Consider the following 23,188-nt stretch of genomic DNA (forward strand, 5'->3'; position numbering starts at 1 on the left):
TCACCATCTCCCCCTCCGCAGGGATTTTGCAGAGCGCCCCTAACTGGCTGAGCTTCGAGCAGTCACCGTGACCCACCATTCAGTGCGTTTGTGCACGGCGATTGGCAAATTCATCGCCAGGGCCTGCAGCAACTTGTTCGTATCAGCCACAGGAAAAATGCCTGATACCCGCAGATGGGCTGCGCTGTCATCACAGACCAAACGGCCACGCCGGTAACGGGCCAGTTGCGCAATGAATTGAGGCAGTGGCATATCACGGGCGATGATGCTGCCCTGCGTCCATGCGGCGTCGGATTCGCTGTAAGGGGTCAAGGCCTCCAGCGCAGTCTGCGTCAAGCGCAGCTGGTAACCGGCTTGCACTATTTGGGTATTTATGCCTGTGCGGTCTAGGGCTTGCACTGCCCCGCTCAGAACACCCAAGTGCGTGCGGCCATCGTCTTGCCGAACCGTAAAACGCGTGCCCAAAGCCTGCATGCGGCCTTGCTGCGTCTGCACCCATAAGGGCCGCTCGTCTGGCTTGGCCCAGCCAGCCTGGCGCTCGTGGGCGGTAGTGATGTGGATTTCGCCCTGCTCCAGCACAAGCAGCCGCTGCGTGGCACTGAAGCGCACATTCAAAGCGGTGGCGGTATTCAACACCACCACCGAGCCATCGGCCAGTTCGATGTGCCGCTGCTCACCCGTTGCCGTGCTGTAATCGGCCACCCACAGCTGCCACTGGCCACTGCGTTGCAGCACTTGCCATGAGGCCGTACCTGTAAAAACCAGTGCACCGAACAACTTCAAGGCCTGGCGGCGTTTGCGCACGCCAGCCTCAGACTGCAGTGCTCCGTCCTTGTGGGCCTGGGCTTTGAGCGCCTGGCATAGCAAAGCTGCTTGCGCCGATGCCATGCCACGCGAATCACCGCTGCGCAAACGGGCTTGAAAACGTTGCAAATGCGCCCATGCAGCCGCGTGTTCGGGGTGCGCGTCGTGCCACTGCCTAAAGTCATGCCACGCAGCACTGGCGGGCGGCTCATCGTCGAGTACGACCATCCAATGGGTTGCCTGCTGCGATACTTCGCGCGCGAAAGCGTACGCTGGTGGCGCAAACAAGGACTCCGTTGTGTTGGCTGCGGCCATCGCGCCACCATGGACTACGCCGCTCATGCTTCTGTCCATTCAAAACAACAGGCGTGCAAACCTTGGGCGATATAGCGCTGCACGGTGGCGCGTGAGAGATTGAGTTCAGCAGCAATCTCTGCCTGGCGCATGCCATCGAGTTGCGCCAGCAAGAAAGCCTGTCTGACCAGGCTTGGCAAACCACTCAAGCGGCGGTCTACCTCTACCAAATCCTCGAGCACCAGCGCCTGCTCTTCCGGGCTGAGCGCATAGTCCTGCGGCAATTGCATCAGCAACTCGTAATAAGTTGCCTCCAAGGCCCCACGTCGCAAAAAATTCACCACGATGCCTTTGGCAATTGTGGTGAGCATAGCGCGCGGCTCACGCACCGCTGTCACATCCTGGCGGGTAAACAAGCGCTCAAAGGTGTCATGTGCCAGGTCCTCGGCATCGTTGCGGTTGTACAAACGCCGCAGCAACCATGCCTGCAGCCAGGCATGGTGGTCTCGGTAAATCGATTCGACACGGGGGTGAAGTAGCTCCATGCTGCACATAGTCGACCAGTTACAATGCGCCAGCCATAGCCTCGCATCTGCAAATCAAAATAATTCTCAGTATTATTATAAACATGACAATTAATCAAACATTCATCCACACGAACAAAAGAGCTTGATTGGCGCAGTCATCCGTCTTGCGCAAGCACAAAAAAACGCGCCGTCGCGCCCCATCGGCCGAGCCAATCACACGCAATGCGCATCAATGCACATGAATCAGGGTGAGCGCCTTACAATAGCGGCTTTGTTTTCTGCCTCCACTTGTCACCATGTCACTTACCGCGCTGATTTCCGTATCCGATAAAACCGGCATTGTCGAATTTGCCCAATCCCTCAGCCAACTGGGCGTTCGCCTGCTGTCTACCGGCGGAACTGCCAAGCTGCTGGCGGAAAAAGGGCTTGCTGTGACCGAGGTCGCGGAAGTCACTGAATTTCCAGAAATGCTCGATGGCCGTGTCAAAACACTGCACCCGAAAATCCACGGCGGCCTGCTGGCACGCCGTGACGTGCCTGCCCATATGGCGGCACTGAAAGAGCATGGCATTGACACCATTGACCTGCTGGTGGTGAATCTGTACCCATTTGAAGCCACTGTGGCCAAACCTGGCGTGACCTTGGCTGATGCGATTGAAAACATCGACATCGGCGGCCCAGCGATGGTGCGCAGTGCCGCCAAAAACTGGAAAGACGTGGCCGTGTTGACTGACGCCAGCCAATACCCACAAGTGCTGGAGCAATTGAAAGCCGGCCAACTGAGCGACGCCTTGCGCTTCCAACTGTCCGTGGCAGCCTTCAACCGCATTGCCCAGTACGACGCTGCGATCAGCAACTTTCTGTCTTCAGTGCAATTGGATGACGCGCAAGCCGGCAGCGAAACCTACACACCTGCACGTGGCGAGTTCCCAGGCCAACTCAACAGCAGCTTCATCAAGCTGCAAGACTTGCGCTACGGCGAGAACCCGCACCAAAACGCCGCGTTCTACCGCGACCTGTACCCAGCGCCAGGCTCTTTGGTGACGGCCGAGCAGCTGCAAGGCAAAGAACTGTCCTACAACAACATCGCTGATGCCGATGCCGCTTGGGAATGCGTCAAAAGCTTTAGCGCGCCTGCCTGTGTGATCATCAAGCACGCCAACCCTTGCGGTGTGGCAGTGGGTGCCAATCCATTCGAGGCCTACTCGAAAGCCTTCCAAACTGATCCGACCAGCGCGTTTGGCGGCATCATCGCCTTCAACCGCCCAGTCGATGCAGCAGCCGCTGAGGCCGTGTCCAAACAATTCGTCGAAGTGCTGATGGCACCGGACTTCAGCCCAGAGGCCTTGGCGATTTTCAAAGCCAAGGCCAATGTGCGCGTGTTGAAAATCGCCCTGCCCCAAGGCGGCGCAACGCCTTGGGACAATGGCCGCAATGCACAGGAAGTCAAGCGCATTGGCTCAGGCATTCTGGTTCAAAGCTCGGACAACCACGTGCTGGCCGCAGCCGACCTGAAAGTGGTCACCACCAAGCAGCCAACGCCTGAACAAATCGAAGACCTGCTGTTTGCGTGGAAAGTCGCCAAATTCGTCAAGAGCAATGCGATAGTGTTCTGCAAAGACGGCATGACCATGGGCGTAGGCGCAGGCCAGATGAGCCGCCTGGATTCAGCCCGCATTGCCAGCATCAAAGCGGAGCACGCCAAACTGAGCTTGCAAGGCACCGCTGTCGCCAGTGACGCATTCTTCCCCTTCCGCGACGGCTTGGATGTGGTGATCGACCATGGCGCCAGCTGCGTGATCCAGCCCGGCGGCTCGATGCGCGACCAAGAAGTCATTGATGCGGCCAACGAGCGTGGCGTGGTGATGGTGTTCTCCGGCGTGCGCCATTTCCTGCATTGATCCCTTGCATCGCGATGGATTGTGCCAAGGCTGCCTTAGGGCAGCCTTTTTTACGCCCGCTTGCACAGATCTTGAACCAATTGCCCATGCGCCATCGCAGCACACGAAGGCACGGGTTAGGTACATAATCCATTGACTTTCACACGCCATGGCCATTGCTTGCCTGTTCACGCTGCTGAGCTGCAAGCCTTGTGCGTTGGCTCTGCGCGGCCCATGGCCCACTACATTGCTCGTGCTTCGCTCTGACCCCACACCAACTTCTTCGCCCTCTACTACCAGCAACGTGCCAGCCGATGGTTTGCCGCTACCACAGCGGCGCAAAGCCATTTTTGTGATTTTGCTCGGCATCACATTGGTGGTGCTCGATGGCACCATCGTCACCTTGGCTCTGCCCAGCATTGCCAGCGCTTTTGGCGTGGCTGCCTCCACCTCGGTGTGGATCATCACCAGCTACCAGCTGGCGGTTTTGGGCCTGTTGCTGCCAATGGCATCTTTGGGTGAGCGCTTTGGCTACCGCCAGGTGTATTTAGGTGGCATGGCCCTGTTTGCAGTGGCATCTGCCCTGTGCTTTGTCAGCCAAGCCTTCTGGCATCTGGTCTTGTGCCGGGTAGCGCAAGGCCTTGCAGGTGCAGCGGTAATGGGCGTGAATGCAGCGCTGGTGCGCCAAACCTATCCCAGCCATCTGCTGGGTCGGGGTATCGCCTTGAATGCCGTCACGGTGGCCATTGCCTCGGTGGCGGGTCCCTCTTTGGCCGCTTTGATTCTGTCTGTTGCCGATTGGCCGTGGCTGTTTGCAATCAATGTGCCGCTGGCCATTGTGACCATTGTGCTGGGCCGGCACCACTTGCCAGTCAGCATGCCGACGCAGCACCAGCGTTTTTCTTCGCTGGACTGGGTGCTCAATATTGCCGCCTTTGGTTTGATTTTCTGGGCGTTCGACGGCCTGATCACCCATGGCTTTGCCAATGGGCAACTGACTGACTCGGGTCAAATCAGTGCCGCCGCTTTGGCCGCCAGCCTGGTGCTCTGGATCTGGTATGTGCGCAGACAGCGCAAGTTGGCAACGCCCTTGCTGCCGCTGGATTTGTTGCGCATTCCGGCTTTCAGCCTGTCAATGGGCGCGTCGATTTGCGCGTTCAGCAGCCAAATGCTGGCCTTTATTGCCCTGCCATTTTTGAGCTTGAGCATTTTGCAGCAAAGCCCTTTTGAGACCGGGATTTTGGTCAGCGTTTGGCCCATTGCGATTGCGATGACTGCGCCGTTTGCAGGCCGACTGATTGGCCGCGTTCCAGGCGCCAGCTTGGGGCTGTTTGGCATGGTGACACTGGCCGTGGGCCTTGGCGCAATGGCTGCGATGCCACTCTACGCTGAGATGCACTGGCGCATTCTGGCCTTGTTGTTGTGCGGGATTGGTTTTGGCTTGTTTCAAGCGCCTAACAACCACATCATTCTGACCGTCGGCCCTAAACACCGCAGTGGCGCCGCTGGTGGCATGCTGGGCACTGCGCGCCTGACCGGCCAATCATTGGGCGCGGCATTGGCTGCAGGCCTTTTTGCTTTCTACCCGCCACCTGCTGCAACCCATGGACCGCAATGGGCATTTGCCGTCGCGGCTGTTTGCGCTTTGATGGCAGGGATTTCCAGTATTTTGCGCAAACCGGCAGTGCCAGCCGCGGCCGATCAGGGCACAATCAAGACATGAACCAGCCCGCCTCAGCTTCCCCCAATAACAACGCCCCAGTTGCTCGCCCACAACCCGAATCACGCCAAGCCTATGCGGCTTTTGAACGCATTACCACGCGCTGGAGCGACAACGACATCTACGGACATGTCAACAACGTCGTCTACTACAGTTGGTTTGACACCGGTGTGAATCAGCATTTGATTGGCCACGGTGTGCTGGACATCCATACCGGCTCGGTGATTGGGCTGGTGATCGAGACGCAGTGCAACTACTTTGCACCGCTGGCTTTTCCTCAGGCCATTGACGTGGGCATTCGCGTCGCGCAGTTGGGCCGCTCCAGCGTGCGCTACGAAGTGGGCATTTTTGCCGCTGGCGAGCAGCTTTGCGCCGCGCGCGGGCACTTCATCCACGTCTACGTGGACAAGCTCAGCAGAAAGCCTGTGGCCTTGCCTGAAGACTTGCGCCACCACCTGCAAAGTCTGTGCCTGTAAAACGCGCACCAAGAGACCGTTCTTAAAACGTGTTCACAACACGGGGCAGGCAGCAAACCTGCTCATCTACAATACCCCTCACATTCTCTCGCTCGCCCCACGCCAACGCCGTGTCGAGCTGTTCCCTGCTCACTACCCTAATGCCGCCGCATGTCTGAAGCTCGCGCCAAGCGCCCCATGCTGATCCCCGCATCAGCCGCCAAGTTGTTTCTTTTACTCACACTGGGCCTCTCGGCCTCTGCATCGCAGGCTGCCGCACTGGATGGCGCATCACTGGAATTGTGGTGGGGCATTCCATTTGCCGGCGTACTGCTGTCAATTGCCTTGTTCCCATTGCTGGCAGGGCATGTCTGGCACCACCACTACGGCAAGATCACGGCCGCTTGGGCCTTGGCATTTTTATTGCCTTTCACCGCCATCTATGGGGCCGAGCTGGCAGCCAGCACCGTCGTGCATGCCCTGTTGGCCGAATACATCCCGTTTGTATTGCTGCTGACTGCGCTCTACACGGTCTCAGGCGGCATCTACCTCAAAGGCAATTTACGCGGCACGCCACTGCTGAACACCAGCATTCTGGCCGTTGGCACGGTGTTGGCCAGTTTCATGGGGACGACCGGTGCATCAATGCTGCTGATTCGACCTTTGCTGCGCGCCAATGACGACCGCAAGCACCGCGCCCATGTGGTAATTTTCTTTATCTTTCTGGTCTCGAATATTGGCGGCTCGCTGACACCGCTGGGCGATCCGCCGCTGTTTCTGGGCTTTCTCAAAGGTGTGGGCTTCTTCTGGACTGCACAGCATATCTGGCCTGAAACCCTGTTTTTGGTCGTGGTTTTGCTGGCGTTGTTCTATGCTCTGGACAGCTGGTTTTACCGCAACGAGCCACGTTCGCGCTTTAATGCCTCACCCACCGACAGCAGCATGCTGCGCATTGAAGGCGGCATGAACTTTGTCTGGTTGGCTGCAATTGTCGCGCTGGTGTTGATGAGTGGCATCTGGAAGCCCACTACCCAGTTCGAGTTGATGGGCACGGTCGTCGGCTTGCAAAGCGCAGTGCGCGACATCGGCTTTATCGTGATCACGGTCTTGTCGCTGCAATTCACGGCCAAAAACATTTACCAGGCCAACCAGTTCAGCTGGGGCCCAATGCAGGAAGTGGCCAAACTGTTTGCTGGTATTTTCATCACCATCATCCCCGTCATTGCCATGCTGCAAGCAGGCACTAGCGGTGCATTTGCCAGCATTGTGCAAGCCGTGACCGATAGCGACGGCCAGCCGATTCCAGCCATGTACTTCTGGGCTACTGGCATACTCAGTGGCTTCCTCGACAATGCGCCGACCTATCTGGTGTTCTTCAATACCGCAGGCGGCGATGCGGCTGTGCTGATGACCTCGATGGCCGCGACCCTGACCGCCATTTCTGCGGGATCGGTGTTTATGGGCGCGCTCAGCTACATAGGCAATGCACCCAATCTGATGGTCAAAGCCATTGCCGAAGACCGCGGCGTGGCCATGCCGAGTTTCTTTGGCTACATAGTCTGGTCCTTCGCCATCCTGGTTCCCTTGTATTTGCTCGTGACCTGGATCTGGTATCTGTAAGATAAGGCCCTAGTGCTGGGCGCTGCAACTGCGCATGGTTGCGCTTGCTTGCGCTTGCTGCGGCCCATTCAGGCATCAAAGGCTGTTGTCCTTCACCGCAGCGGCCTTGCCTCTAAGCCACTGCCAACGCAGCCAAGCTGTGAGTTGTGCAGTGGTATTGCCTACCCACCGCCATCAACGGATGATCTGCCTGCGCTTTGCGCGGCACTCGCCCCGCTGCTTTTATCGTTTTGAAATGGAGAATGCATGTCCGAACGCCCACACATCCTGGTTGCCAGCCCGACTTTTCCTGAAGTCATTGCCAAACTGCGCGCGCATTTTGAAGTCGAGGCCAATGAAGGCGATGATGTCTGGAAAGGCCAAGCATTCACCTCGCGCCTGCCTGGCAAATCTGGTGCATTCCTAACCGGAGCACAAACCGTCAATGCCGAGGTGTTGGCGCAAGCGCCTGAACTCAAAATTGTCGCCAATATGGCCGTTGGCTTCAATAACCTGGATGTGGCGGCCTTAGAAGCTGCTGGCGTGGTTGGCACCAATACCCCCGATGTACTGACCGAGACCACCGCCGACTTTGGCTTTGCTCTGTTGATGGCCACCGCTCGCCGCGTGACCGAGGCCGAGCACTACTTGCGCGCCGGTCTGTGGGGCAAGTGGAGTTATGACCTGCTGCTGGGCAGCGAAATCCACGGCAGCACTTTGGGCATTATTGGCATGGGCCGCATTGGCCAGGGCATTGCCCGCCGTGGCGTGCATGGTTTTGGCATGAACCTGATCTACCACAACCGCTCACAACTCGATGCCGCAACCGAAGCGGAACTCAAAGCCCATTACGCACCAACCAAGGAAGAAGTGCTGGAAAAGGCCGACCACGTCGTGCTGGTCTTGCCCTACACACCTGCAGCCCACCACCTGATTGGCGCAGCACAAATTGCGCTGATGAAACCGACTGCCACGCTGGTCAATATCGCCCGTGGCGGCATTGTCGACGACGTCGCCTTGGCCAAAGCGTTGCAAGCCAAAACCATTGCCGCCGCCGGTCTGGATGTGTTTGAAGGCGAACCCACGGTGGCCAAAGAATTGCTGGAATGCAGCAACGTGGTGCTAACACCGCACATTGCCAGCGCCACCTTGCAAACCCGTTTGCAAATGGCCCATTTGGCCGCTGACAACCTGATTGCCTTTTTCAAAGAAGGCAAGCCACTCACACCAGTGACCCAGCAGCGCTAAAGCGCCCGTGGCACAAGGCCAGCTTCGGAACGATTTGACCGTGCGGGAAAGCCATCCTCATGCCTGATTTTTCAAGCATCCCCTTCTGGGCCTTGGCCTGTGCCTGCATTGGGCTGGGCGTAGTGATTGGCTGGTGGCTAGGCCACTGGCGTGCCAACTGGCACAGCCAAGCACTGCAGGCGATGCGCCAGCAGGATTGGCAAGCCCAATTGGAGCGTGAGCAAACGCTGTGGCAAACACAACTCGAGCACCAGCGCCAAGAATACCGCAGTCTACAGCAGCAGGCGCTGAGTTGGCGCGAAGCCTTGGACACAGCGCGCGATGAACGCACGCAATGGCAAGAGCGCGCCCAGCAAACCGCCGAGCTGCAAGCGCAGCTGGCGCAGCAGCGCAGGCTCACCGAAGAAGCGCAGGAAGCGCTGGGCAGACTGCAAAGCGACCATGCAGCATTAGGCGCAGTGCATGAAGAGCAAGGCATCCAGGCGGCCGAACGCCTGGAGTTTTTAGAGCGTGCACGTGAAAGCCTGACCCACCAATTCCAGCAAATGGCCCAGGCGATCTTGGAAGAAAAAAGCCAGCGCTTTTTGGAGCAAAACCAACAAGGCCTTGGCCAGCTGCTGGAGCCCTTGCGCCACCGGTTGCACGACTTTCAAGGCCGCATCGAGCTGTTCTATGACGCCGAAGGCAAGCAGCGCGCTGCGCTGTCGCAACAAGTGCAGGACTTGATGGGTCTGAACCGCCGCCTATCCGACGAAGCGCACAATCTGGTCAAAGCCCTCAAAGGCTCAAGCAAAACCCAGGGCAATTGGGGCGAAGCCCTGCTCGAGCGCATTCTGGAGCAAGCCGGCCTGCGCCTGGGCCAGGATTACGAATTGCAAGTCAGCCACACCTGGGATGATGGCCGCCGCGCACAACCGGACGTGGTGATCAACCTGCCCGGCCAGCGGCATCTGGTGGTCGATGCCAAAGTTTCGCTGATCGCCTACGAGAAATGGAGCAGCTTGCAGGCCCAAGTCGGGCAAGCCGAGCAGCAGCCTGGCGATTCGCAGCCCGCCCGCGCAGCTGAAACAGCCTTGAGTCAACAAGTGCGACAGGCGCTGCGCCAGCATATCGACTCGGTGCGCACGCACATCAAACAACTGTCAGAGCGGCGCTACCAACATATCCACGGCCTACAAGCACTGGATTTTGTGATCCTGTTTGTGCCGATTGAGCCAGCCTTGATGCTGGCTATTGGCGAGGATGAACGCCTCAACCAGGAAGCATGGGAGCGCAATGTGCTGCTGGCCTCGCCCTCGACCTTGCTGTTTGTGCTGCGCACCGTCGCCCATTTATGGCGCCAGGAAGCGCAAGCGCGCAACGCCCAGGAAATCGCCCGCAAAGGTGCACAGCTCTACGACCGTTTGGTCGCTTTTGTCGCCGAGATGGAAAAATTGGGCAGCCAGCTCAATGCCGCCCAGCAATCCTACACACAGGCGATGCACCGCCTGGCAGTGCAAAAAGGCAATGTGATTCGCGAAGCCGAGCAATTGCGTGAGCTGGGTGTGCAGCCTACCAAGACGCTGCCGGAGTCACTGACGCAGCAAAGCCAAGTTGGCTTGTAGACACTCCCAACACGAAGATTGTTCGACAAGATGTGCTCCCCATCTTGAACAGCAGCGAGCTTTAGCACACTGTTCTGTAGGCCAAAAGATGTGGATGCGGCTGTGCAATAACATCGCTTGCTTTGCAAGACGGTATGCGCCATATCGCCAGGCAGACCTACAGGTTTCTGAGGGCCTGTTCATAATCCCGACACAGCCGCGCAAGGCACAAAAAAGAGGCAGTGCATGGCGCTTGTTAGCACTCATTCGTCATGTATGGACAAAACGGGCAACGCCGCAATGCGCTTTTTTGTGCCATATCCTTTTCGGCTCCAACGCAGTCTATAAAAAAAATCGTAACCACGCTCTTAGGGTCCCGACTATCTATTGCTACCCACCGCCAAAGAGTGCGTGCCTCTTTCATAATGGTCATTTCGCTGGTTGCTTGAACGCGCGCGCAGTCGGCGCGATACCAAGACAAAAAAAACCAAGTGAAGCATGGCTCGCACTTGGTTTTTTAAACAATGGCTATAGGAGCCTATTTAACTCAGCGTCTTATTCACTTGAGAGCGCCCCTTGAAGATCAGTTTGCAGCAGGACTGCTCAATTTGTCCGAGCGCATGGCTTTGAAGAAGTCCGAATCCGAAGGATTCAGAACCATCACATCGCCCGGCTGACCAAAGCTGTTGCGATAGGCTTGCAGGCTACGGTAGAACTGCGCAAACTCAGGGTTCTTGCCATAAGCTTCAGCAAAAGTCTTGGTCGCTGCGCTGTCACCAATCGCACGGGTTTCCTGTGCTTTTTTATACGCTTCAGCACGGGTCATCGTCGCTTGGCGTTCGGCATTGGCGCGAATTTGCTCGCCTTCAGCCAAACCTTCAGCACGCAGACGCTCTGCTTCACGGGCGCGCTCGGCTTTCATGCGGTTGAAAACCGACTCGGTGATGTCTTTGGAATAGTCGACACGCGTGATACGCACGTCAGCAATTTCAATACCCCAAGATGAGCCAACGACTTGGCTGACCACTTCGCCTTCAGGTGACTCTTGAATGCGGGTGGAGCCACCTACGCTTTGCGAAACTTGCTTGAGCACTGCATCCATCAGCTCCTGGCGCTGCTCGGAGAGCAATTGGCGCACCGTTCTGCGGTTAACCTCTTCCTGGAAGGCGCTGCGCACCACACGGCTCAACTGGGCTGCACCATCGGCTTCAGAGCGACCAACGTTGCGGATATAGGCTTCAGGGTCGGCAATGCGCCAGCGCACATACCAGTCAATCACCACCCACTGCTTCTCAGCGGTCAAAGAAGGCTCGGTGGAGTTGCTCTCCAGCGTGAGCAAACGCTTGTCCAAATAATCCACGGTCTGGAACGGCGCAGGCAGCCATTTGACATGCAAGCCGGGTTCCTTGACCACACGGCGGATTTCACTCAGTTGGTAAACCACGCCGTACTGGCGCTCGTTCACCACAAACAACAGGGAGCTTGCTACTGCCAGCACTACCAGCAGAGACACAAGCCAAAAGCCAATTCGATTCATGACAAATTCCTCTTTGCTCTCAAACCATTAACGCACTTCACGGGTCGGTCTGCGGAGACCTGACTGCGTCGAGCTGGATGAAGAGCCCATGGATGGGGCTTGGTTTGTAGGTGCCGTGCTAGCAGGCGCTGGCGCTACTGGGCTGGGCTGCACAGGGCCGGCCGAGGATTTGGCAGCGCCCTGCTCCATCAATTTGTCCAAAGGCAAATACATCAGGCTGCTGGAGTTATTGGGATCCACAAGCACCTTGTTGCTGTTGCGATAAACCTCTTCCATGGTCTCAAGGTACATGCGCTCACGCGTCACGCCAGGGGCCTGGTTATAGGCATTGAGAATCGCGACAAAACGTGCAGCATCACCTTCCGCCTGGGCAGTGATACGCTCACGGTAGCCTTCGGCCTCTTCGGTCATGCGTGAAGCTTCACCCACAGCGCGTGGGATCACTTGGTTGGCATAGGTCTCCGCTTCGTTTTTGACACGCTCGCGCTCTTGGTCAGCACGCAACACGTCTTCAAACGCAGCGCGCACCATTTCAGGCGGACGCACACCGCTTGGTTGCATGTTGATAGCAACAATCTCAACACCCACCTCGTAACGGTCCAAAATAGCCTGCATCAACGTACGCAAGGTCGGTGCGATGTCTTCCCGGCGACCTGCCAAAGCTTCATCCATCGACATTTTGCCGACGACTTCACGCACAGCCGATTCTGCAGAAGCTGCAATTGCGCCAAGCTGGTTGGAGGTATTGAACAGCCAGTCTTCGGCATTGTTGATGCGGTACTGGACCGTGAACAAAATCTCGATGATGTTTTCATCTTGCGTCAGCATCGCGTATTCATTCAAACCGGTCTCAGGCAGGGTTCGGCCACTGCCAATGTCCATGGTCTTGATACGCATATCAACCATTTCTGCGGCGCCAATCGGGGCCGGCAAACGGTAATTCAGACCGGCTGAGACAGTGCGCTGGTATTTGCCAAATGTCGTGATAACGGCGCGATGGCCCTCTTGCACGACAAAAAAGCCTGATGCAAGCCACAAACCAAGCACGACTACGGCGATCACGCCAACCAAACCACCAGAAATGGCCGGTGGTTTGATCCCCGTTGGGAAGCCGCCGCCTTTGCGGTTGCCACCTCCCGAGTTGCGGTTGTTATTACCACCGCCGCCAAACAAATTGCCCAGTTTGCGGTTGAGGTCGCCGAGTAACTCACCTAAATCAGGCGGTTGCTGCGAGTCTTGGGGGGATTGGGGACGCTGAGGCGATGGTTGGCCATTGTTAGGCCGCTGCTCAGGCTGAGGGGATGGAGGAGGTAATGGCGCATCTGAAGGCTTGTTAGAGCCCGCATTATCACTATTGCCATTGGAGTTGTCCGAGCCATTGCCCGAGCTTCTACCCCAACCGGGATCATTCAAATTAAACAGCGCGCGCAATCTGTCCAGAAAGCGCGACAAGCCTTGGCCGCGTGATGTTGCAGTCATTCACTCAGTCTCATTGGTTCTAGAAATGGGGGATATGGCAGCCATCGCTGGCCGCCATACCAACGCCAATCAGGCGCGAAAGAAGTGATTGTGCCTAAATCCAAGTAGATTAGGGGATTTCAAGGGTTTTTTGTCAGGTTATACCTGCCCATCCAAGCCTTGCTCCTGCTCACAATCAGCTGCATCTTGTCCGTCTGCATACGCGTCATCCGAACTGCGGCGTGCAAGCCACCATTGCGCCAGCACGTCTCGCAAAGTATCAATACCCTGGCCACTGTGGGCACTGATGAAGACGCGCGGAATCTGACGCCCGTCTATCTCCATCGTGTCCTGCAAACTCAGCGGTAGCTGCTCAGCCGCAATGCGGTCGAGTTTGTTGAATACCAAGAGCATCGGCACATCACTGGCACCAATTTCTGCCAACACCCTGGTCACTTCCTGGATTTGCTCTGGAAAATGGGGGTTGGAGGCATCCACCACATGCAACAGCAGATCGGCATCCACCGCTTCTTGCAAAGTCGCCTGGAAAGCTTCCACCAAGCCATGCGGCAAATCACGGATAAACCCCACCGTATCAGATAAAGACACATGCGCCTGAGCCTGTTGCAAATACAGCTGCCGTGTCGTTGTGTCCAGCGTGGCAAACAACTGGTCTGCGGCATACGCCCGCGCTTTGACCATCGCATTGAACAGCGAAGATTTGCCCGCGTTGGTGTATCCCACCAATGAGATATTGAATACCTCGTTACGCTGGCGTTGCCGGCGTTGGGTGCTGCGTTGTTTTTTCAGTTTGCTCAAACGCTCGCGCACACGCTTGACGGATTCATTGATCATGCGGCGATCGAGCTCAATCTGCGTCTCGCCTGGGCCACCACGCCCACCAATACCGCCGCGTTGGCGCTCCAAGTGCGACCAGCGGCGCACCAAGCGGGTGCTGAGGTATTGCAGTCGAGCCAGCTCCACCTGCAACTTGCCTTCATGGCTGCGTGCGCGCTGGGCAAAAATCTCTAAAATCAGGAACGTGCGGTCATAAACCGGCAAGCCAATTTCGCGCTCCAGATTGCGCTGCTGGGCAGGGCTGAGTGCCTGGTCAAAAATGATCTCACCTGCACCATGCCCCAGTGCCAGGGCTTTGATCTCTTCGACCTTGCCAGTGCCAATAAAAAAAGCCGAGTCTGGAAACTTGCGTTTGACAACGATTCTGTCACAGACCTCCAGACCAGCTGTTTGCACCAATAAGCCGAGCTCTTCAAGTTCACGGTCAAAGTGCTTCTCACCAAAGTCTACCCCCACCAGCAACGCTGGCGGCACTTCAATAGGGGTGACTGCAAATTCGTTTTTACTCAAATGGATGTATGGATTGTATATATCCCAAACAACTGCACTGCTTCTGCAACAGAAGTAGCCAGCTTGCGAACACGATCAATGCGTTTCAAGCTGGCTATTTCAAGGGCAGCATGCCTGCTGCCTGCGCATCAAAGCTGACCGACGGGCCACAGAGCCAGCTCAAACCATGTATGAAGAGCAGGCTCTGAGGCGAAAATCACTCGCCAGTTTGCTCAGCAGCCGGACTTGCAAAGCTCACAGGCCTTGCTGGGACAATAGTGGAAATTGCATGCTTGTAGACCATTTGTGTCACTGTATTGCGCAGCAACACCACATACTGGTCAAACGACTCGATTTGGCCTTGCAGCTTGATGCCGTTGACCAGATAAATCGAGACGGGAACATGTTCACGACGCAGGGCGTTTAAAAAAGGATCCTGCAAAAGTTGGCCTTTGTTGCTCACGATATAACTCCGTGTTGGCTATTGTTGTTAAAAGAAAGCACACCTTAACACAGCATGGCCATATCAGGAGAAACCACAGTCTGTGCAAGGTGGAAAAAACACACAATGGCGCATCACCAAGCTCAAGCGAAGCGCTCTGCGGCAAACCTGGTACAGATGGCCGTGCGCAGGTTTCATTTCTTGTCTACGTATGGGTTGTCGGAGGTTCTCAACTCAATGCGCAAAGGTGTGCCTTCGAGCTTGAACGCCTTGCGGAACCAGGTTTCAAGAAAGCGTTGGTAGGATTGACTCAAATGGTCCAAAGAGTTCCCGTGAATCACAATAATTGGTGGATTCATGCCGCCTTGGTGGGCATAACGCGGCTTGGGGCGGTACATGCCCGCTTTGCGTGGCGCCTGGTACTGCACAGCCTCTTGCAGCAAGCGTGTCAGTTTTGCTGTTGGCATTTTGCGCGTGGCCGCAGCGTACGCGGCATCTATCGCAGTCCACAACGGGCCCAGGCCCTGGCGTTTGAGTGCCGAGATATGCTTGAGCGCGGCAAACTTCATAAAGCTCAGGCGCAGCTCAATCGAGCGCTCCAGTTGCTCACGCTGGTAGCGATCCAGTGAGTCCCACTTGTTGACAGCGATCACAACAGCACGCCCAGCTTCCAAAATAAAGCCCGCGATATGTGCATCCTGGTCGGTCACGCCTTGCGTGGCATCGATCACCAACACCACCACTTGCGCGCCTTCAATCGCTTGCAGGGTTTTGACGACCGAGAACTTTTCAATGGCCTCAAACACCTGGCCTTTGCGCCGCAGACCTGCCGTGTCAATCAGCTCATAGCGCTGTTCGCCACGCTGAAATGGCACACGAATCGCATCGCGTGTCGTGCCTGGCATATCAAATGCGACCAGACGCTCTTCTCCCAACCAGGCATTGATCAGCGTGGATTTACCGGCGTTAGGGCGACCAGCGACGGCGATGCGTATCGTCGTGTCTTCGGGATCGACCTCAGCCTCATCTCCATCCACAGGATCAAATTCTGGCGGGAGCTTGTCCACGGCCATCTGCAGCATGTCTCGCACGCCCTGGCCATGCGCGGCTGAGACCGCGTACACATCGCCCAGGCCCAGTTCGTAGAACTCGGCCAACTGGGCACTGTCTTTCATGCCTTCGGCCTTGTTCGCCACCAGCAAGGTGGGTTTGTTAATCTTGCGCAGCTCGCGGCCAATTTCCTGGTCTTGCCCAGTCAAACCGGCGCGGCCGTCGACCAGGAAGATCACCAGGTCGGCCTCGGCAATCGCCTGCCAGGTTTGGCTGGCCATTTTCTCGAAAATAGGACCTTCCGAGCTGTCTTCCAGGCCACCGGTGTCAATCACGATGTACTGGCGTTTGTCCAACAACGCTGTGCCGTAATGGCGGTCGCGCGTCAAACCGGCGAAATCCGCCACAATCGCGTCACGCGTGCGCGTTAAACGGTTAAATAAAGTGGACTTGCCGACATTGGGCCGGCCCACCAAAGCAATCACTGGGAGCATGTCTAGCCCTCACATTTTCAGCACATCAAAAGGCGTGATGGCCACTGACCAAAGGCAGTAGCCATCATCACGCTCAACTAGCCTGAGAAAGTTCTCAGACACAACAATTCACACAGCCATTTAATCCGGACGATAACCGAATACAGCGCCGTTATTAGCCACAGCTATCAGCGTATTGCCCGCATAGATCGGCGCTACGCGGATGCCTGAGCTATTGGTTTGAAAGCGGTTCAAAGGCGTACCATCGGAGCGCTCGATCAAGTGCAACAAGCCACCGGCATCACCCACGGCCACAGCACGGCCAATTTGCAAAGGCGCAGTGAGGTCTCGGTATTGCAAGCGGTCGCTGAGCCACTGCTGGATACCACTGATGCGGTCCCAAGCCTGCATACGCCCGGTCACGTCCACGCTGTAGACAAAATTCTCGTCACCGCCGACACCGACTGCACCATTGACCCGCTGAGTCCAGGTGGTCTCACCCAGTGAGGCGTTGACGCAACCGATCGCAGACTGGAATGCCTGCACACAGATGTTATTGCCAACGCGGCTGTAATGGCCCACGATGTCGACCAGACGCTCGATGTCGTTGATCCCGCGTGCAATCGCAACCGACGACTCCCAACGCAAGGAGCCGGTATCGGGATTGATGCCAACAACTCGGCCAGAGAAGCCTGCAACCAGGGTATTGCCAACCGAAGTCAGCAGCAGCGACTCGCGCAAGGACAAGCTTTCACCGTCAGAGCCTGGACGGTCCCAAATCAGCGCGCCATTGTCCGCATCCAAAGCCAGCAGCGCACGGTCGGCCGTGATGACAAACACACGCTCACCAGCGACAAAAGGCGGCGTGAATGAACGTGCAGGTAAAGCATAGCGCCACAGCTCTTTGCCCTCGCGGATCGCAATCACTTCATTTTGATTGCTGATGACGGCAAATGTCGTGCCATCGCCACCAACACCAGCAAGTATATTGGCGTCCAGCTTCAGGCGCCACAATTCAGTGCCGGTACTGGCCTGCAAGCTGACCACGTTGCCAGCTGCTGTTGCCAGTGTTACAGCATCACCATTCACGACCGGCGTCAGCTGGATATTGCCCAATGAGCCGACATTGGCGGTCCAAACCTGCGAAGCGGCAAACAGCGCCACATTGGCCTCCAGCGGTTTTGGCTCTGGCTTTTTGCTGCTGGAGAACATCGAACATGCCACCAACTGCGCCGCGACCACCGAGAGCAAGGCCCAACGAAGCGCACGCTTAGGAGCGCAGCTTGATGACTGGCGTAACTGAGATTGAATCATCTGTATTCCTGGGGGAAAAGACATCCACCACTATTCAAGCGCCAGTGGCACGCAAAGCGGCCGGTGTCTGGCCTAAAGCATTGAGTTTGCTTTGCACCACTGCGCGGTAGCTCGCAGTGGGCTCGAGCAATTCGAATGCCGCGTTGTAAGCGGCAATCGCATCCTGCGTTTTACCCTGCTTTTGCAATACGTCGCCTTTGCGGTCATCGCGCAGCGCACGGAATTCGTAAGGAAATGCAAAGCCGTTCAAGGTAGCCAGCGCACCGTCCCAATTCTCTTGCTGCATTTGCACCGAAGACAGGTGCAAAGCACCCAGCGCCTTAAAGCCTTCATCTTTGGCATTTTTTGACACCCATTCAAACGCGGTCTGCGCTGCTGGCCAATTTTTTTGTTGGACCCAGTAGTGTCCTGCCACCAAAGAAGCCTGGCTGGCCTGGGTGGTTTTGCCAAACGAGTCTTGCAGCACACCCAGACGCTGATTCAGTGCATCGGCTTGATTTTGCTCGGTGGCCACACGCACCTGGTCAAACAATTCGGCAGCTTTGATGGCCTGGCTGGTTTGCCAGTAGGCATACCCTTTGTAGCCAGCGACCGCAGCCACAACGACAAAAACAGCTACAGAGATCAGTGTTCCCCAACGACTCCAGAAATGCTTGAGCGTTGCCAATTGTTCTTGTTCTTGCAAATCAAAATGTGTAGCCATAAAACCATTGATAAGTGTGTTGTTCTGGCCTCAGCCAAAGAACCTATTTTGATCGATCCTGCACTGTCTGGGGAAGTAGCGCATTTCGCACTATAGCAAGAGCGCACGTGCTTCTGCGACATTTGCCGCTTTTTTTTAAACAGCTTATTGTGCCTCAGGTGCTTGGAGATGCGCCAGCAAAGCATCGACATTTGCCAATGCAAAGCTGGTTTGCGCTTGCGTGTGGCGCAGCGCTTTCACGGCGACCTCACCTCGGTCCAATTCATCGCCACCAAACACCAGCGCCCATGTCGCGCCACTGGCATCGGCGCGTTTGAACTGGGACTTGAAGCTGCCCATGCCCTGCGCTGAATCAGCGCTGGTATGCAGCTGGGCCTTGATGCCTTGGCGACGCAAAGCCGTCAGCAAGGCCATTGCCTGGGGCAAGGCTGTCGCCTCTGGCACGATAGCGTAAACATCGGGCACAGGTGCAGCAGGCACCAAGTCTTGCTCTTTGATCAATTCCAGCACGCGTTCTACCCCAAAGGCCCAACCCACAGCTGGCGCGGCCTTGCCGCCGATTTGCTCGATCAAATAGTCATAGCGACCACCACCACAAATCGTGCCTTGCGAGCCAAGGGCTTCAGAGACAAACTCGAACACAGTCAGGTTGTAATAATCGAGTCCGCGCACCAAGCGTGGGTTGATCTGCCACGTCACGCCTTGGGCACGCAAGATCGCTTGCACTTGCTCAAAATGCTTGAGCGATTCTTCTCCCAGGTAATCCATCAACTTGGGCGCTTGCGCAGCCAACTCCTGCATAGCCGGATTTTTCGTATCCAGTATGCGTAAAGGGTTGCTGTGCAGACGGCGCTTGGCATCTTCGTCGAGCTGGTCTTGGTGCGCTTCAAAATAAGCCACCAAAGCCTCACGATGGCGCTGGCGCTCGCTCGGCTGGCCCAGGCTATTGATTTGCAGACTGACGTCCTTCAGACCGATTTGCTGCCACAACTCATGGGCCAACAAAATCATCTCTGCATCTACCTCTGGCCCCGCAAAACCCAGCGCCTCTGCGCCCACCTGGTGAAATTGGCGATAGCGGCCGCGCTGCGGACGCTCACGGCGAAACATCGGGGCAATGTAGTACAGGCGCTTGCCACCATCGTACAAATACGAGTGCTCGGAGACCGCACGCACCACACCAGCCGTGCCTTCTGGACGCAGACTCAGGTGATCGGCATCGCCCTGTTTGTCAGCGCGATCCTGAAAAGAGTACATCTCTTTCTCAACAATGTCCGTCACCTCGCCAAGACCGCGTACAAACAAGCCCGTATGTTCCAGTACCGGTGTGCGCACATTGCGGTAAGACCATTGCTGCATCACCGTGCGGACCTTCTCCTCGAGCCACTCCCACAATGCAGACTCCGGTGGAAGAATGTCATTCATGCCGCGAATCGCATGCACAGGCTTGAATGCAGATTTGTTTTTGGACACTGTCGCAGCCGCTGGGGCAGAAGTTTGGATATCGCTCACGGAGAATTCTTTTTGAAATAACACAACCCTAGCACAATGCCCCGCTACCTGAGCGGGCGCGCCTTATGCCTCTTTGGATACAGAGTCGCCATAGCGGCGCTCGACGTAATCGGTCACTATGCGATGGAATTGCTGGGCAATGTCATCGCCTTTGAGCAACATCGTGCGTTCGCCATCGATAAAAACGGGCGCCGATGGCGACTCGCCATTGCCCGGCAGGCTGATACCAATATCAGCATGCTTGCTCTCTCCTGGGCCGTTGACAATGCAGCCCATCACGGCAACTTTCATGTTCTCAACGCCAGGATAGCGGCTGCGCCACAGCGGCATTTGGCCGCGCAAGAAATCGTCAATGTCTTTGGCCAATTCTTGGAACGTGGTGCTGGTGGTGCGACCGCAGCCTGGACAAGCCACCACGCTGGGCACAAACACGCGCAAACCCAACGCCTGCAAAATTTCAGAAGCAACCAGCACCTCTTGCGTGCGCGCTTCGCCGGGCTGCGGCGTGAGTGACACGCGAATCGTGTCACCAATGCCTTCTTGCAACAAAATCGACAGCGCAGCAGCGGAAGCGACCGTGCCTTTGGCCCCCATGCCCGCCTCGGTCAAGCCAAGGTGCAAGGGGTAGTTGCAGCGCCTGGCCAACTCGCGGTAAACCGCCACCAAGTCCTGCACCGCACTGACTTTACACGAGAGAATGACCTGCGATGCAGCCATGCCCATTTGCACGGCTTTTTGCGCCGAGCCAATCGCCGAGGAAATCAAGGCTTCATACATGACCTGCCGGGCATCCCAGGGGACTGCACGCTGCAGATTCTCATCCATCAGCTTGGCCAACAGATCTTGGTCCAGACTGCCCCAGTTCACACCAATGCGCACGGTCTTGTTCCAGCGCATGGCTGCATCAATCATTTGGCCAAATTGCACATCATGGCGCGCGCCTTTGCCTACGTTGCCAGGGTTGATGCGGTATTTGGACAGCGCCTCTGCACAAGCGGGTACCTCGGTGAGCAGCTTGTGGCCATTGAAGTGAAAGTCCCCCACCAAAGGCACATCAACGCCCATACGGTCGAGTTGGTCGCGAATATGCGGCACGGCTTCAGCCGCTTTGTTGGTGTTCACCGTCAGACGCACCATCTCCGAGCCGGCCAGTGCCAGCTCCTTGATTTGAATGGCCGTCTCAATCACCGACTCTGTATCGGTATTGGTCATCGACTGGATGCGCACCGGCGCACCACCACCAATCGTGACAACACGCTGGCCCCAACTGACCTTGGCTTGCAGCGAGGTATGCGCCTTCGGCACCGATAGGGCAATCGGCTGCGCAGCGTCTGCCTGGCTGATCACAACACGCTCAGTCACGGCAACACCTCAAAACGCGCAACGTTTTTGCGCGCATGGGGCGTCAAATCAAATGCCTGGCCTTTGACCATCACTTGCACCGCATCTGCTCGGCCTATCTCAACCCGCAATGGTGGGTTGTTGGCGATCGACAACTCGCGTCCTTTGGGCAAAGTGCTTTGATGCACAATGGCATTGGCACCATCGCGGATTTGTACCCACACTGGCTCCTGAGCCACAATGTGAATCGTATCAACCACTTCGGCCTGCGGAGTAGGCGATGCCGCATCCGCAGATGCAGCCGTCACGTCACTGCCGACCTCATCAGAGGCGCCATTGGCTGCTGCCTCGCCGTCCTCCTCTGTTGGACCTGATGGCAACTGGGCTGAATAGGGCTCGTTATTGGCCAACTCAGTGCTATTGCCTTGGCTTGAGCTTTGCAAAGCCATCAGACCGGGCACTTGCAAGCTCTGCCCGCCCAAGGAGCCTGTCTGGCCTGAGCCTACAGCATTCGCACCTGCTTGCGCCTGCACACTGCTGCTGTCTTGCGGACTGATGATCTGGTGAATTTGCGGCCAGAAATACACGGCCGCAGCAGCCACCAGCAAACCTGCAACCAATAACATCGCTTTGGGTGCAAAAGAGCTCTCACGCATGCTCGATGAACCTAAAGCAGGCTGCTCTCCATCTTTGAAAGTGCAGTTCAAGCCATCGGAGTCGCGCCCCAATTTGGGTGAGTTGATACTGGGAAATTTAGCCATCACGGCTGCGGAGTCCACTGCCAACAAACGGCAGATGCTCATTGCCAACGCACGCGTAAAGACGATGTCTGGCAGTGCTTCATAACGGTCATTCTCAAGGGCATCCAGCTTCTCGGGACTGACCTTGAGTACAGCTGCCAACTCTTGCACTGAGACTTGGCGCTCTTGCCGATAGTGCCGCAGCAAAGCGCCTGGCGTATCAATCGCCTCAATCGAGGGTTTGGACAAGCCTGCAACCATTTGCTCTGCATCCTCAAGGTCTTGATTGTTGTTGTGAATCTCTTTATCACTCATAAAACGCCTTGCGTTCGTATAGAACCAATTCTCGCGATTGGGGAAATCTTCTGACCAATACTTCACCGAGCTCACGCACGCCGAGCTGGTTGCCCATGGCATTTTCAATTTTGATGCCCAGCCACAAAGTTTCCGCATTGTGGTATGGGGAATTATTCAGCCTGCGTACATAAAGCTGCGCATCAGCCACCTGTCCGCCTTTGTAGAGCATGTTGGCCAAGTTATAAGATGCTATCGGGTTTTGAGGATCGTACTCAACTGCCTTGGTCAATGCCGCTTTGGCCTCACGCACATCGCCTGCCGCTTGCAAGCACAGGCCCTTGGTCATCCAGGTGCGTGCCGAGGAGGTATAGCCCGGTGTGGCCAAAACCTTGTCAAAATAAGCAACGCCTTCGCTGTGGCGGCCTTGCTGGCACAAAATCCAGCCGTAATTGTGCAGCACATCCGGGTCGCTGCCGCGCTGGCGCATGACTTTGGCGTAATCAGCCTCAGCACTGGCGTAATCGCCTTGCTGCGAATAAATCATGCCGCGCACCACAAACGCCTCGATCATACCTGGGTTGAGATTCAAGGCCGTATTGACTTCTTCGAGCGCCACGGGAATATTGCCAATGCGCATGTATTCAGCGGCCAGCTCCAAGCGGGTTTGCGCGGCTTGTTCGCGATCAGTTGACGGATTGGTTGTCGCCCCACCTCCAAACGCGGTGGAAGTCGTGGTTGTCGAGGTGACACACCCACTCAAAGCCATCAACAACAGCGCTACACCCGTAACAGCCAGACCTTGTCTGGCGCCGGCGTAGTGGCTGACTCTCGAAAAAACACGGCGCATACAACAGCTCTCCTTGT

19 protein-coding genes are annotated in these 23,188 nt (G+C 56.5%); 6 read left to right on the forward strand and 13 right to left on the reverse strand.

The features are described from left to right. Nucleotides 1-39 precede the first annotated feature (39 nt). Entirely contained in the window at nucleotides 40-1,146 is a 1,107-nt protein-coding gene (locus tag E8K88_RS02205) for a FecR domain-containing protein (RefSeq protein WP_168797225.1), read from the reverse strand. Beyond that, nucleotides 1,143-1,643, reverse strand: coding sequence for a sigma-70 family RNA polymerase sigma factor (locus tag E8K88_RS02210; protein ID WP_338092862.1), 501 nt, complete (start codon nucleotides 1,641-1,643; stop codon nucleotides 1,143-1,145). The genes E8K88_RS02205 and E8K88_RS02210 overlap by 4 nt, the downstream gene beginning before the upstream one ends. Nucleotides 1,644-1,921: 278 nt before the next feature. Between E8K88_RS02210 and purH the strand changes: the two genes are divergently transcribed. From purH to E8K88_RS02240, 6 genes are all read left to right on the forward strand, one after another. Further along, nucleotides 1,922-3,526, forward strand: a complete 1,605-nt coding sequence (gene purH / locus E8K88_RS02215; protein WP_136405011.1) for a bifunctional phosphoribosylaminoimidazolecarboxamide formyltransferase/IMP cyclohydrolase — start codon at nucleotides 1,922-1,924, stop codon at nucleotides 3,524-3,526. A 232-nt stretch (nucleotides 3,527-3,758) separates the two neighbouring features. Continuing rightward, on the forward strand, nucleotides 3,759-5,228 hold the full coding sequence (locus E8K88_RS02220) for an MFS transporter (protein ID WP_240754278.1): 1,470 nt from the start codon (nucleotides 3,759-3,761) through the stop codon (nucleotides 5,226-5,228). Then, entirely contained in the window at nucleotides 5,225-5,701 is a 477-nt protein-coding gene (locus tag E8K88_RS02225; RefSeq protein WP_136405013.1) for an acyl-CoA thioesterase, read from the forward strand. Before E8K88_RS02220 ends, E8K88_RS02225 begins: the two co-directional genes overlap by 4 nt. Before the next feature lie 150 nt (nucleotides 5,702-5,851). Next, nucleotides 5,852-7,300 carry a sodium:proton antiporter gene (locus tag E8K88_RS02230; RefSeq protein WP_420813552.1) on the forward strand — a complete coding sequence of 483 codons (1,449 nt, stop codon included), beginning with the start codon at nucleotides 5,852-5,854 and terminating at the stop codon, nucleotides 7,298-7,300. Nucleotides 7,301-7,546: 246 nt separating this feature from the next. Further along, nucleotides 7,547-8,527: a 2-hydroxyacid dehydrogenase gene (locus tag E8K88_RS02235; RefSeq protein WP_136405014.1), complete on the forward strand. Its 981-nt coding sequence runs from the start codon at nucleotides 7,547-7,549 to the stop codon at nucleotides 8,525-8,527. A gap of 59 nt (nucleotides 8,528-8,586) precedes the next feature. Then, entirely contained in the window at nucleotides 8,587-10,131 is a 1,545-nt protein-coding gene (locus E8K88_RS02240; protein ID WP_136405015.1) for a DNA recombination protein RmuC, read from the forward strand. A gap of 562 nt (nucleotides 10,132-10,693) precedes the next feature. Here E8K88_RS02240 and hflC read toward each other — a convergent pair. The 11 genes from hflC to pilW form a co-directional block, all read right to left on the reverse strand. Continuing rightward, a complete protein-coding gene (gene hflC / locus E8K88_RS02245) occupies nucleotides 10,694-11,647 on the reverse strand; it encodes a protease modulator HflC (protein WP_136405016.1) in 954 nt (317 codons plus the stop codon). A gap of 27 nt (nucleotides 11,648-11,674) precedes the next feature. Then, nucleotides 11,675-13,126 (reverse strand): FtsH protease activity modulator HflK, encoded by a 1,452-nt coding sequence (gene hflK, locus E8K88_RS02250; protein ID WP_136405017.1) that lies wholly within the window; start codon nucleotides 13,124-13,126, stop codon nucleotides 11,675-11,677. Nucleotides 13,127-13,264: 138 nt separating this feature from the next. Then, nucleotides 13,265-14,473 carry a GTPase HflX gene (hflX, locus tag E8K88_RS02255; RefSeq protein ID WP_240754279.1) on the reverse strand — a complete coding sequence of 403 codons (1,209 nt, stop codon included), beginning with the start codon at nucleotides 14,471-14,473 and terminating at the stop codon, nucleotides 13,265-13,267. A gap of 196 nt (nucleotides 14,474-14,669) precedes the next feature. After that, the gene (gene hfq / locus E8K88_RS02260; RefSeq protein ID WP_136405018.1) at nucleotides 14,670-14,915 is read right to left on the reverse strand and encodes an RNA chaperone Hfq; all 246 of its coding nucleotides are present in this window, start codon (nucleotides 14,913-14,915) and stop codon (nucleotides 14,670-14,672) included. Between the two features lie 173 nt (nucleotides 14,916-15,088). Then, a complete protein-coding gene (gene der / locus E8K88_RS02265) occupies nucleotides 15,089-16,438 on the reverse strand; it encodes a ribosome biogenesis GTPase Der (RefSeq protein WP_136405019.1) in 1,350 nt (449 codons plus the stop codon). Nucleotides 16,439-16,558: 120 nt separating this feature from the next. Then, nucleotides 16,559-17,731 (reverse strand): outer membrane protein assembly factor BamB, encoded by a 1,173-nt coding sequence (gene bamB / locus E8K88_RS02270; protein ID WP_136405020.1) that lies wholly within the window; start codon nucleotides 17,729-17,731, stop codon nucleotides 16,559-16,561. Between the two features lie 34 nt (nucleotides 17,732-17,765). Next, the gene (locus E8K88_RS02275; protein WP_136405021.1) at nucleotides 17,766-18,434 is read right to left on the reverse strand and encodes a YfgM family protein; all 669 of its coding nucleotides are present in this window, start codon (nucleotides 18,432-18,434) and stop codon (nucleotides 17,766-17,768) included. A gap of 144 nt (nucleotides 18,435-18,578) precedes the next feature. Continuing rightward, on the reverse strand, nucleotides 18,579-19,859 hold the full coding sequence (gene hisS, locus E8K88_RS02280) for a histidine--tRNA ligase (protein WP_205880008.1): 1,281 nt from the start codon (nucleotides 19,857-19,859) through the stop codon (nucleotides 18,579-18,581). Between the two features lie 150 nt (nucleotides 19,860-20,009). Then, complete coding sequence (gene ispG / locus E8K88_RS02285; RefSeq protein WP_420813553.1) at nucleotides 20,010-21,308, reverse strand: flavodoxin-dependent (E)-4-hydroxy-3-methylbut-2-enyl-diphosphate synthase; 1,299 nt, start codon at nucleotides 21,306-21,308, stop codon at nucleotides 20,010-20,012. Further along, nucleotides 21,305-22,342: a helix-turn-helix domain-containing protein gene (locus tag E8K88_RS02290; RefSeq protein ID WP_168797226.1), complete on the reverse strand. Its 1,038-nt coding sequence runs from the start codon at nucleotides 22,340-22,342 to the stop codon at nucleotides 21,305-21,307. The genes ispG and E8K88_RS02290 overlap by 4 nt, the downstream gene beginning before the upstream one ends. Next, the gene (pilW, locus tag E8K88_RS02295) at nucleotides 22,335-23,171 is read right to left on the reverse strand and encodes a type IV pilus biogenesis/stability protein PilW (RefSeq protein WP_136405024.1); all 837 of its coding nucleotides are present in this window, start codon (nucleotides 23,169-23,171) and stop codon (nucleotides 22,335-22,337) included. Before pilW ends, E8K88_RS02290 begins: the two co-directional genes overlap by 8 nt. Nucleotides 23,172-23,188: the final 17 nt, after the last annotated feature.

Origin of the sequence: Lampropedia aestuarii, assembly GCF_004803635.1 — a bacterium.
GTDB classification, from domain to species: domain Bacteria; phylum Pseudomonadota; class Gammaproteobacteria; order Burkholderiales; family Burkholderiaceae_C; genus Lampropedia; species Lampropedia aestuarii.